This is a genomic window from Colwellia sp. BRX10-1, from assembly GCF_014077545.1.
In the GTDB taxonomy this organism is placed as follows: domain Bacteria; phylum Pseudomonadota; class Gammaproteobacteria; order Enterobacterales; family Alteromonadaceae; genus Colwellia_A.
The window spans coordinates 34,679-47,833 of sequence record NZ_JACGWC010000007.1; the positions used below are offsets into that span (position 1 = coordinate 34,679).

The following is a 13,155-nucleotide window of genomic DNA, read 5'->3' on the forward strand; positions in this document are numbered from 1 at the left end:
TCACGACTAAAGAGTTTACTCATTAAAATTAATATCCCTACTAACGAAGATGATTTACTAAAAAGAGCGCAAGCGCTTGCTGGACTTAATTTAGCTGAAATAGCTGAACAAGCAGGCGTAGTAGTCCCTGAGAATTTAACGAGAGAAAAAGGTTGGATAGGTCTTTTACTTGAGCAGGTTCTTGGCGCTAGTGCGGGGTCAAAACCTGAACCTGACTTTCCACATTTAGGTATTGAATTAAAATCGTTACCCATTAGCATGCAAGGCAAACCTTTAGAGACAACATTTGTATGTGTTGCACCTTTGACTGGCTTAGTAGGGGCTAGTTGGAAAACCAGCCATATACGCAACAAAATGGCACGTGTTTTATGGGTACCGGTAATTTCTGAACGACATATACCAATAGGCGAGCGTATAGTTGGCACCCCTTTTATTTGGTCCCCGTCTTATGAAGAAGAACAATTACTCGCCCTAGACTGGCAAGAGCTTACCGATATGATTGTATTAGGTGAAGTAGAAAACATCTCAGGAAAACATGGCCAAGTGTTACAACTTCGCCCCAAAGCGGCCAATAGCCAAGCTAAAACACAAGCCTTTAATAAACACGGCGAGCCCTTTCGAACACTGCCTCGTGGCTTTTATTTAAAAACATCTTTTACACACATGTTATTACGTAATCATTTGCGTATTGATTAACGATATCTGCGGTATTCATATTTCAATTGAAACTTATCTTAAATACACAAACCATCAGGTAATTATTAATTGACTGATTTACTTTAACTACTGAATTTATGAACTTATCTATGCTAAAAAGTAAAATTTAAACTATTGTTACAGGTACTGATCTTATTACTCGTTGATTCACTTCGTTGTTACTGGTTTTGAAAGAATACGTTATAAGGCTTATCTGAAATATACTATGGTCATTCTATGAATAGTCACCCCCTTAAGCCTTCTTTAATAATCGAGAATATCTCCCGCCTTGAAGGACTGCCATCACAACAAATACATAGTCTGTGTTATTCTCACCGAAAATTTTGGCTAAGCACACCTAATGGATTAGCTATATATGATGGTGAACACGTTGAAATTCTTAATCAACATTCAGGACTTTTAACTCACGGTCAACGTTCAGTTACTTCAAATAGAGATACTATTTTAGCCTGCTCAGATTTAGGCATTTCAATTATAAACGCTGAAACCCATCAATCCATCGTTGATCTTAATACAGTTGACCTTGGCCTTGGTTGGTGCCAATGCGCGATATCTATTGATAACAACGACTATTTATTAGGATGCGCCAAAGGGCTATATCGATGGAATAGCAAGTCGGATGAATTGAACAAAGTAAGCCTTGACGTTTCCGGCGAAGGCGTACTCAGTATTGTTAAAAGCAAAGATCAAACTATTCTTATTCAAATGTCACAGTCAGGCATTTGGGTGTACCAAAATGAAATGATTCGACCTCTTATTAATCAATACACCAAGAGCTTTAACTCGGCGAACCATATTAGTGCATCGACGCAAGGCTTTCTCATTGCTAATAACAAGAGCATCATCATTTTAGATTTTGATTTAAAACTTAAAGAGCATATCCAACTCCCTGATATAGAGTCAACGATTGTCCGTATATTGTTTCCTCATTCGAATCATATGATCATTGCAGAGAAAACCTGTGTATACGAACTAATAAAGCACGATTACATTTGGAAAAAAGGAAAGACGCTATTTACCACCGCAAAAATCACCGATCTTTGTTACGATTCATTCAACAATCTTTGGGCTACTACCGACTTCAGTGGATTAATTAAGTATCCAGCTTTGAATGACTATATTCGAACGTTTGTACCTAAAAAAGCTACATCAATACTAACGCTTCGACTGGCTCAAAATGGACAAGACATTCTTATTGGAGGCACAGGCCATAGTTATTCACTTTCATCGCAAAATGATGCGATACAGAGTGAAATAAGCAGCTTAAAAAACTTAACTTGTTGGGATATTTACCAAGACAAACAGCTAAAAATCTTTGCTGCCTGTAATGAAGGGCTAGCCATCTGTGAAATGACAGATAATTCTTCTGTACAACTTTTTACTGACAAAAACATTGGTGCTGGACGTTGTATTCAGAATATTGGAGAAAATTATCTATATGGCAGTGTTTACGGTTTATTCATATTTTATCCAAGCAGTAAAAAGTTTGAACCTATCAATGATTCATTAGGAAAAACCTTAAGTTATATCTACACAATAGTCCCAAAAGATACAAATAACTATTTTGTTACAACACTTGGTCGAGGACTGTGGATCTATAACACCGATGACAACACGCTCATTTCTGTCGAATTAAAGAATAAATACCTTAACATCTACGATATCAACGTTAATAAAGAGGGTGCATACGCGATAGCAGCTGACAATAAACTATTATTGATGATTGACTCACAAGTCACCGAAATTTTCGAGTCTAGCGATTCTATCGCAGCCTGGACCTGCCGATGGCACAATCAAGATGAAATACTCATTGGTACGTCGCAAGGTCTGCAGTTGTTTGACATCAATTGTCGGCAACCAAAGTACGTTATTAATAATGTTCCCGAACGTCAGTTTTGGGAGTTTACAACCAGCCGTAGCCTATTGAGGAAAGGTGAAGATAGTTACTGGTGTGGTCTCAATGAAAGCTTAAACGTCATTGAAATACCCAGATTAATTGATACCGTACAAGCACCAATACCTGAGATAAAATCTGTTTCGAGCAGTAGCCAATTCCTGCTTGATGGCAATATATTAACCATAGAAGAAGGTAGTTGGAACCTCGACATTATGCTTTGTTCTTATTGGTTGTGGAAAGAAAAAAGCATTAGTTATCACTATCGACTGGTTGGATTTCACGATAATTGGCGAAAAACCAAACACGAACCAATAATGTACTCAGCCCTTCCTTCTGGAGAATATTTACTAGAAGTTCAGGTTAAGTGCGGTTTAGCCCAGTCAAATCAAAAGATCAAACTACTTTTAATAAAAGTGATCAGGAAAGGGACTATTTTTAAGCTTTTAACATGGATAAAAAAAGCCATAGCAACCAGTATCATAAAAATTAAACAGCGCAAAAATTTTTGGAAACTATATGAAAGTCATTTAGAACTAGAGAGGATTGTCGAAAAAAGAACGGCAGATTTGTCAATTGCCAATCAAAAACTGCAGGAGATGAATCTATCATTAGAGCTACTGTCAAACAAAGATCAATTAACTGGAATAAATAACCGTAGGGCCTTTCAAAATTTCGTGGATGAAGAAATAAAAAGAGCCAGCCGAAATAAGTATCACTTTAGTATTCTAATGATAGATATAGATTATTTTAAGCAGTATAACGATAATTATGGTCACTTAGCTGGTGATTTATGCTTAAAGCTGGTTGCACAAAATCTTTTATCTTGCTTGCACCGTAGCGGTGACATTTTGGCTAGATACGGCGGGGAAGAATTTATTATTGCATTACCAGAAATTGACCAACAACAAGCTAAAAATTTTGCCGACCTTTGCATAAAATCCATTAATACATTAGGCATAAACCATGAACACTCTGCGGTATCATCAAATATTACCATTAGCGTAGGCGTAGTAAATTCACTTGTAGAGCCCCTGAAAAATAGGTCTGAACGTATAACGTTCATAACAAAGCTTATTGGCCAAGCCGATGAAAATTTATACTTAGCCAAAAAGCAAGGCAGAAATAGATCCGTTTAAAATAGCTATATTAAAAAACCCTGTTTATCTAGCAAGCTTTCCTCCAAAGCGACTTTAACTTTTTACAGACGGAACAAACCAAATTCCAGGCAAATAAAACCAACTCGAAAGTTGGTTTATTTCTGCTTTTCAGCAAATGTGGTGGGCGCGGCAGGGTTGAACCTGCGACCGGAAGCGGTTAGTTTCGTAGCGACTCTTATATAATCGATCTCTCCAGCAGGTTAGATAAACTATCACTTTATCCTAGGCAAAATCTAGACGAAAAAAAACCAACTCGAAAGTTGGTCTATTTCTGCTTTTCAGCAAATGTGGTGGGCGCGGCAGGAGTCGAACCTGCGATCGGAAGCGGTTAGTTTCGTAGCTGCTATTATATGCTCGGTCTCTCCAGCAGGTTCGATACACTCTCACTTTACTTTAGACGAAAAAAAACCAATCCGAAGATTGGTTTATTTCTGCTTTTCAGCAAATGTGGTGGGCGCGGCAGGAGTGGAACCTGCGATCGGAAGCGGTTAGTTTCGTAGCGACTCTTCTATATAATATTTATTCTAGGCAAAATCTAGACGAAAAAAAACCAACTCGAAAGTTGGTTTATTTCTGCTTTTCAGCAAATGTGGTGGGCGCGGCAGGAATCGAACCTGCGATCGGAAGCGGTTAGTTTCGTAGCGACTCTTCTATATAATATTTATTCTAGGTAAAATCTAGACGAAAAAAAACCAACTCGAAGTTGGTTTATTTCTGCTTTTCAGCAAATGTGGTGGGCGCGGCAGGAATCGAACCTGCGATCGGAAGCGGTTAGTTTCGTAGCTGCTATTATATGCTCGGTCTCTCCAGCAGGTTCGATACACTATCACTTTACTTTAGACGAAAAAAAACCAATCCGAAGATTGGTTTATTTCTGCTTTTCAGCAAATGTGGTGGGCGCGGCAGGAGTCGAACCTGCGACCGCCTGGTTCGTAGCCAGGTACTCTATCCAGCTGAGCTACGCGCCCACATTAAACTTTATTTACTATCTTGTTCAAAGATAACACCCATTATTTTTATAAGCCTTGGTATTTGCTTAACAACTCAAAATACCTCCTAAGGATGATACTTGAGTTTTTAACTGCTATATTACAGAAGAAAAAAAACCAATCCGAAGATTGGTTTATTCCAGCTTTACAGCAAATGTGGTGGGCGCGGCAGGAGTCGAACCTGCGACCGCCTGGTTCGTAGCCAGGTACTCTATCCAGCTGAGCTACGCGCCCACATTAAACCTTATTTAATATCTCGTTTGAAGATAATATCTATTAATTTTATAAGCGATGATATTTGCTTAGTCCACATTTCAATAAAGAAAAGTGGTGGGCGCGGCAGGAGTCGAACCTGCGACCGCCTGGTTCGTAGCCAGGTACTCTATCCAGCTGAGCTACGCGCCCTCACATGAACTATTTTTTATATCTTAGTCTAAAGATAGCAAATTGCTTTTCATTTATTACTTTTACCGCAGTTACCTTTAATAAAAGTAATGGCGGAGAGCGAGAGATTCGAACTCTCGAACGGATTTAAAGCCGTTACTCCCTTAGCAGGGGAGCTCCTTCGGCCACTCGGACAGCTCTCCATTTTTACTTCTTTACTGTTGAGTTCTAATACGTACTTTGAAATACATCTTAGAAAAAACTCTCTATCAGGCTAGTAGCCAGATACTCCTTTAACAGGTGAGCGTCTTCAACCAATCGGTCACATCTCCAGTGGGTGCGAATACTAATGGATCGAGAAAATAAGTCAACAATATTTTCTATTTTTCTGTACTTTTAAATCTGTTTGCCGAGATTTCAACCAACAAGGCTATTTTTCAAGCTCAAAAAGATTATTGTCACTAAATTAATGCTGAAAAAAATTAATATTAGTCATTAAAAAAGTCGGCAATTGCCGACTTTTTTTAATGAAGGTGTTCAACAAAGCTAAAATTTATTACCTGTTTCGGCTTCGCTACTGTCACTTCCTGTTTTTTCTGCTTGTATGCGCATGTAAATTTCTTCACGGTGAACAGATATTTCTTTTGGCGCATTTACGCCAATACGAACCTGATTACCCTTTACACCTAAAACTGTGACGGTAACTTCGTCACCAATCATTAACGTTTCACCAACCCTACGAGTTAAAATTAACATCCTAAATATCCTTTATGTTTAAAAGCCAGTCCACTAAAAAATTATAAGCTAGTAATAAATTTAGTTTAATTTTGGTAAAAGTACATAATAAAAATTAAAAACTTTGTAAAAAATAGTTACTTAAGTTCACTAAGACCCAGTTTTACCACTATTTACAAAGATTTTATTACCACGAGTGATAATCAGTTATTAACTTTGCACTTATAACCAATATTGGCATTCTAGCAAGCTTATTCAAGCAATAAAGTTATTTTTTGGAAATAATTATAACTATTTGTTATTATTAATATTGTAGTTGACGTATGTTAACTCTGCATTAACCGCTAAGTAACCTAACTTACTATTTAAAAGATTTACCCACAAAAAAGGAGCTAAAACGCTCCTTAATGAAATATATTAGCTTACTATAATATTACGATAACTGGTCAATTAGCCATGCTTTCGCTGTGTCTAATGCCATAGGTAAATTCTCTGGCTTGTTGCCACCAGCTTGTGCCATATCTGGACGCCCACCTCCTTTGCCACCGACATGCTGTGCTGCGGCATTAACTAAATCACCGGCTTTTACCTGTCCAGTGAGATCTTTAGTTACACCAGCGATCAAACCTACTTTTCCGTCTGATGCTGTGCCTAATAAAATGATCCCTGAGCCTATTTTATTCTTGAGTTCATCCATCATGCCACGAAGCGCTTTAGACTCGGTACCTGCTAAATCTGCAATAAGTACTTTCACACCATTAACATCTACAGCCTCACTGATTAAATCAGAACCGGCTTGAGCCGCCACTTGCTGTTTTAGGATTTGAATTTCTTTTTCGAGTTGCTTACCACGACTAATTAATTGCTCAACTTTTCCTGGCATACTCGCCACATCAGATTTAACCATTGAGGCAACTAAGCTTAGATTTGAACCTTGCTGCTCAGTAAAAGCAAGTGCACACTCACCGGAAACAGCTTCTATACGACGAACACCTGCAGCTATACCTGATTCTGACACTATTTTAACAAAGCCAATATCGCCAGTACGCTCAACATGAACACCACCACAAAGCTCGGTAGAAAAACCACCTAAAGTAACCACTCGTACTTCATCGTCGTATTTCTCACCAAATAAAGCCATAGCGCCTTTTTCTTTAGCTTCGTCTATCTGCATTAAGTTGGTTTCACGAGACAAGTTATTACGTATTTCTTGGTTAACTAGACGTTCAACAGTTTGCAACTCTTGCGCGGTAACCCCTTCAAAGTGAGAGAAGTCAAAGCGTAACTTTTCAGCATCACATAACGAACCTTTTTGCGTAACATGTTCACCCAAGACGCTACGTAAAGCGGCATGAAGAAGGTGAGTAGCCGTGTGGTTTTTAACGATAGCTGCGCGTCGCTCAGTATTTATTTCTGCTTTTACTAGGCGATTTAAGCCAATATTTACGCGAGCAATTCCTTTATGAGCAAAGGCGTTACCCATTTTAGTGGTGTCATGTACTTCAAATATACCGTCATCAATATGAAGAAGGCCTTGGTCTCCTGCTTGGCCACCCGACTCCGCATAAAAAGGTGTTTTGTCCAAAATAACAATGCCCTGCTCGCCTGCTTTTAATTCAGCAACCGACGCTTCGTTATTGAATAATTCAACAATAGTTGCGGAGAATTCATTACGGGTATAACCTTTAAACTGCGTGTTGTGATCAGATTTAAGCTGGTCGTTATAGTTAGAACCAAACTGACTTGCTTGCTGAGCACGTTCGCGTTGAAGTCCCATAGCAATGTCAAAACCATTGTGGTCGACTTTTAATTGACGTTCTCGGGCAATATCTGCCGTTAAATCGGCAGGAAAACCATAGGTGTCATAAAGTTTAAAGGTATCGTCACCTGAAATAGTGTCGCCTTTAAGATTCGCTAAAATATCTTCAAGTAAGATCATGCCACGATCTAGGGTGCGGCCAAATTGCTCTTCTTCGATACGTAATATTTTTTCAATAACCGCTTGTTGGCTAATAAGCTCAGGGTAGGCTTCACCCATTTGCTTACCTAATGAAACAACTAGTCGATGAAAGAAGTGTGATTTTGCTTCTAATTTATGACCGTGGCGTACGGCACGTCGAATAATACGACGTAATACATAGCCACGACCTTCGTTTGAAGGCATAACACCATCTGCTATTAAGAAGCTACATGAGCGAATATGATCGGCAATTACACGCAAAGACTTATGTTCTAAATCATTGCACTGTAATAACTCAGCAGTATCTTTAATTAATCCTTGAAAAATATCAATTTCATAATTGCTATGCACGCCTTGCATTATCGCTGAAATACGTTCTAAGCCCATACCTGTATCAACAGAAGGCTTTGGCAAGTTTTCCATAGTACCGTCAGCATGACGGTTGTACTGCATGAAGACTAAGTTCCAAATTTCAATAAAACGATCACCATCTTCATCTGGTGAGCCTGGAGGTCCACCAAAAATATTTTCACCATGATCATAGAATATTTCAGAACAAGGTCCACATGGCCCCGTATCACCCATTGACCAAAAGTTGTCTGACTCGTACTTTTTACTGGGTGACTTATCACCGATACGAATAATTTTATCTACCGGAATACCTATTTCGTCACGCCAAAAAGCGAAGGCTTCTTCGTCACTGTCATAAACAGTCACTAATAGCTTTTCTTTAGGTAAGGCTAATTTGACAGTTAAAAATTCCCAGGCAAAACGTATAGCGTCTTCTTTAAAGTAATCACCAAAACTAAAGTTACCTAACATTTCAAAGAAAGTATGATGGCGCGCCGTGTAGCCAACGTTCTCTAGATCGTTATGTTTACCACCCGCACGAACACAACGTTGCGACGAGGTTGCACGGGTATAACTTCTGCTCTCTGCCCCTAAAAAAACGTCCTTAAAAGGAACCATACCAGCATTGGTAAATAATAACGTCGCGTCATTACCTGGAACTAATGAACTACTTGGAACAATTTGATGTTGCTTCGAAGCATAAAAGTCTAAAAAAGTCTGTCGTAATTGTGCACTAGTTTTAATCATGGGAATGTTCACTCTCTGAAAAGTTAATTCTTGAATTTATTCGTTTAATCGCTATGAGTATATTTAATCAATATCATGATTTCATCCGAAGAGAAACCTCGAGACTGCATAAATCGAATGCGTTTTAATTTATCTTTTTGGTCTTTAATTGTACTTTCGCCAAAGCGTTTATTATACGCAAGCTCGGCTTGAAGATACCAATCAATTTGCTGATTTTTACTCAGTTCAACTATAATAGTATCGCAAACACCTTTTTGTTCCAATTCATTGCTAATATAAAGCCAACCATAACCTTTATTAAGGCGGCTACCAAACAAAGATTCGGCAAAACGTTGGTCACTCAAATAGTTTTTTTTAATTAGAAATTCAAGGACTGGCGTAATTTCATCTTCACTGTGTTGACGAAATTTGAGCTTTTGCATTAACTCTTCATAAGAATGCTCGCGACGAGAGAGGATACCTACCGAACAATGTAAGATAGCTTTGTTCAATGATTCATCACCTTTAAAGACGTTTTACCGCTTATTTTACCTTTAAATTAACGGATAATTATAGTGTTCAATTATTTAAATTTTAGATAAATAATAAGTTTTTACTTTGAGTGAATAATCACGCAGAATAAGTTGTTATAAAAGTAAGCGTAAAGTTTGCAGATAAACAGCAAAATAAAACAGGGATCTGTATGAAGGTATGTTTTAAGAACCTCAGTCAAATGTTCACCATTTTTTGTATAACATTATTGCTTTCTGCCTGTGGTGGTTCTAATGATAAATCAAAAAATTACGCCATCAACGCTGATGTTTCAACGATTAGCTTTAGCAATGAGATAATTACTGAGTTTGACGATTCAATAACCGTTAATGTTACTTTTGCTGGCGACGGTTTATTAGTGGGTTATGCCCCTGACTCCCAACCCGTGGGCTGGCTAGCCTTTAGAACTGAAAACCTAACCAGTAATTCTGCTACTGTTCATATTGATTTAACCCAAGCAGACCAAATTAATTTAGGTGAATACGTCACAAAGCTGCGTTTTTCAACGGGCGAACTCTCTGATAATGGCGCAACCTTAGTGCATCATGACATCAACGTTTCATTACTTATTTGGCAAGCAAATATAGATACTGAGCTGGTCAGTTTTCGTGGCACCTTTGGTGATGTCAGCATTCCTAGCCAAACAATCGCTATCACCAGTGAGAGTAATAACTGGCAGTTAAGCAGTGATATTGACTGGATAACTTTTGACATATCTTCGGGCTCAGGTGATGCAACGGTCACCGTTACCCCGAATATTAGCAGTTTTACTGCCGCGCAGTTAGCAAGCGGAAATATTATACTCACCGAAACAACAACGGGTGATACTAAGCTTATCCCTGTAGAAGTTGGTTTAGATAATCAATATTTGTATGCCAACCAAGCCAGCTTGGCTTTTACGTCAACCGCGAATATTTCAGTGCTTGAGCAAACCATCAAAGTCAGTACCAACAGCAGCGCTGAAATAAATTGGCAAGCAAGTTCCGCCTCAACCTGGTTAACCTTAACAAAACTCGACAATGATTTTCTTAAAGTTGCTGTTGATGTTAATGCCATGCCGGTAGCGGCGATAAGTCAAACTGAAATAACCCTCAATGCCATTGAAAATGAAGTTGTTATTGGGCATGTTCTACCGGTATCATTATTTCAAAGTACTGAGCAAACAGAAACTAAAGTCATCACGGACATAGCCGCAAATATCGATACCGTGATAGCAGCACCTAACATGCCCTACTTTTATGTTGGCTCAGAAAACAACTTACTTGTTTATCAACAATATAGTGGTGAATTAATTGCAACCATCGCTATCGCTCCTGATAACACCCTACTTGAGCAATTTATTGTTCATCCTGACGGTAGTAAATTACTAGCAAAAGCGCTTGAAGTTGTTATCAATGAAGACGAGACCACCACTGAAGTTGTTCATCGTTATAATATCAATTTAAGCGATTATAGTTTTACTGAAATTTCATCACCAACCATAGAGTTTGAACCTAGCCGTTACGTACAATTTTCTGGCCGATACTTTCTTGTCACGCAAACACTTGAATACGCAAATGAAGAGTTACAACGCTTATTTTGGGATCGTGAAAATATCTTTTTCACGGAAACCATTGACCAAGCCAGTGAAACAGAAGCTTTATATGCATTAGACTTTCAAACAGCAACCTTAAATCGCTATAACGCAAAAATTAATGACTTCAGTCAAGATAAAATCATTACGAGCTTAACCCATGAATATAAACCAGAACGGTTAGCTGAAGCCGATAGTATTTCAAGCTTTGTCGTTAATGATAACGAAACGGCGCTTTATCTTATTAGCCCAACAAGTGAACACATTAGCTTTGATGGCAACGCTTTTACCGATATGGGATTACTCAACCAAGCAGACGGTGCAACGACGTTATTTGTTGAAAAGTCGAATAACAATTTTGCCCATTATCTTCGTTTTGTTCCCGCTAGCGGCTTCGTTGTGAATGTTTACAACCAAGCATCAGCACTGACTGCTACCATTGAAACTCAGGGACAACAGCCCACCAGCATTGATATTTCATCTGATAATAAACGCTTGTTAGTGAACGCGGTAAATAGTACTCAAATAGAAATGGTAACTTTAGCGCAGTTTGATGTGTCGGCATCTCAGTTGTCCTTTAATACTACCTTAGGCAATGCCAGCGTTGCTAGCCAGGAATTGACTATTTCAGGCGTGAGTGATTCATGGCAAGCAACAACAGATGTTTCATGGTTATCTTTGACTCAAACAACAACGCAAGAGAGTAAAACGCTTGTTATTTCCATTGATTCAAATGAGATCATCGGTTGGGGGTTATTTACCGGTATCATTACTTTTACCGACCCAGAGACGGGCATCAATGTACAAGTAGTGGTTGAGTTAGCGGTTGATGAAATAAGGTTATTCAGTAACGCTTCAGCACTAACCTTTACTTCACAAGCGGACAAGTCAACGCTCAGTCATACGGTAGATATTGTCACCAATAAATCCAGTGCGGTAGCTTGGCAAGCACAAAGTAATGTTAATTGGTTAACGTTAACGGCTGATACCGTTAATAATACCCTAGCGATCGACGCCGATCCAAGTAAAATAACGACTAATGGTTTGTACTATGGCGAAATCACCTTAGCACCGGTCAATAGTTCTGAAAGCGTCAAGGGTACAATAAAAGTCAGCTTTGAAAAAGGCGATTTTGACACAACAAGCATCAGTGAAATTGTTATCACTGATATTACACCTAATACCTCAGCTGTCGTATTAGACCCACTGCGTCCTAATATTTATATCGGCCAAGGTGATGTGATAAAAGTGTTTAATATTATTACTGGCGCTGCAATAACAACGATTAATTCACCACTTGGCGGTGCTGATTTAACCGACTTGGTTATTCACCCAGATGGCTCACTCTTGTTAGCTTCAAATAGTGAAAACTACAACGATGAAAATGGGCAGCCACAAACGCGTATTAATCATTATCAAATAAACCTTAACGATTTCAGTATTAACTTACTGCCAGCTGCTGACATAGATCTACAATTTAGGCCTAAAACTATCGCGATGGTCGCCGGTAAAGCCATTGTTATCAGCCAAGCGTTAGAATATGCAAACTTAGCCTTAGCGGTGCAGTTCTGGGATAGAGAAAATACTTTCAACTCACCCATTATCTATGACGTACCTGCAAGCAATCATGTTATTGCTTATAACGCTAACACCTCAGCATTGCTACAATATACCTTAGCGTACAATGCCTTTACTGCTGAAAGTGTTCAACAAATTGCCAGTGATGAAAATATTAACAGCGCTTATAGTGGCGTTTTATCAAATATAGTCACCAGTAGTCGTGGTGCAGACCTTTATACAGCGAGCACCACTTCAGAGTGGACAACTTTTGATGGTACAAGTTTTACTGACCAAGGCGTTTTACGAGCGAGTATACGAACGGTTAACGTAGCCATTGACTCGGCTAATAATAGTTATTTCTATCGTTTCGATAGTAGTGGCGTTTTTATTCTTAGTAAATATGATGAAAACCAACAAGCTTTATTTACCGTCGGATATACAGCTGGTTCTGTTGACAGTTATATATCGCCAAACTACCAGCGAATTATTCACTACAATTCAACTGCAAATAGCTTAGTACTTGATTATATTCCTGATTAAGCTCAGCTACATAT

Annotated in this window: 6 protein-coding genes and 4 tRNA genes; 3 read left to right on the plus strand and 7 right to left on the minus strand. The window is 38.6% G+C overall.

Features of this window, described 5'->3' with window-relative positions:
• Nucleotides 1–27: 27 nt before the first annotated feature.
• Nucleotides 28–696: a DNA mismatch repair endonuclease MutH gene (mutH, locus tag H4J75_RS08025; RefSeq protein WP_310733524.1), complete on the plus strand. Its 669-nt coding sequence runs from the start codon at nucleotides 28–30 to the stop codon at nucleotides 694–696.
• Between the two features lie 237 nt (nucleotides 697–933).
• Nucleotides 934–3,750 (plus strand): diguanylate cyclase domain-containing protein, encoded by a 2,817-nt coding sequence (locus H4J75_RS08030; RefSeq protein WP_182221822.1) that lies wholly within the window; start codon nucleotides 934–936, stop codon nucleotides 3,748–3,750.
• Between the two features lie 912 nt (nucleotides 3,751–4,662).
• On the opposite strand, the gene H4J75_RS08035 is transcribed toward H4J75_RS08030, so the two are convergent.
• The 7 genes from H4J75_RS08035 to H4J75_RS08065 form a co-directional block, all read right to left on the minus strand.
• A tRNA-Arg gene (locus H4J75_RS08035) sits at nucleotides 4,663–4,739 on the minus strand.
• Between the two features lie 178 nt (nucleotides 4,740–4,917).
• A tRNA-Arg gene (locus H4J75_RS08040) sits at nucleotides 4,918–4,994 on the minus strand.
• 94 nt (nucleotides 4,995–5,088) lie between these two features.
• Nucleotides 5,089–5,165, minus strand: a tRNA-Arg gene (locus H4J75_RS08045).
• A 90-nt stretch (nucleotides 5,166–5,255) separates the two neighbouring features.
• Nucleotides 5,256–5,347 (minus strand) — tRNA-Ser (locus tag H4J75_RS08050).
• A 343-nt stretch (nucleotides 5,348–5,690) separates the two neighbouring features.
• Nucleotides 5,691–5,900 carry a carbon storage regulator CsrA gene (gene csrA, locus H4J75_RS08055; RefSeq protein ID WP_070375981.1) on the minus strand — a complete coding sequence of 70 codons (210 nt, stop codon included), beginning with the start codon at nucleotides 5,898–5,900 and terminating at the stop codon, nucleotides 5,691–5,693.
• A 412-nt stretch (nucleotides 5,901–6,312) separates the two neighbouring features.
• Nucleotides 6,313–8,937: an alanine--tRNA ligase gene (gene alaS / locus H4J75_RS08060; protein ID WP_182221823.1), complete on the minus strand. Its 2,625-nt coding sequence runs from the start codon at nucleotides 8,935–8,937 to the stop codon at nucleotides 6,313–6,315.
• A gap of 44 nt (nucleotides 8,938–8,981) precedes the next feature.
• Complete coding sequence (locus H4J75_RS08065) at nucleotides 8,982–9,428, minus strand: regulatory protein RecX (RefSeq protein ID WP_182221824.1); 447 nt, start codon at nucleotides 9,426–9,428, stop codon at nucleotides 8,982–8,984.
• Between the two features lie 191 nt (nucleotides 9,429–9,619).
• On the opposite strand from H4J75_RS08065, the gene H4J75_RS08070 reads away from it, so the two are divergent.
• Nucleotides 9,620–13,141, plus strand: a complete 3,522-nt coding sequence (locus H4J75_RS08070) for a BACON domain-containing protein (protein ID WP_182221825.1) — start codon at nucleotides 9,620–9,622, stop codon at nucleotides 13,139–13,141.
• The last annotated feature ends 14 nt before the right edge of the window (nucleotides 13,142–13,155 follow it).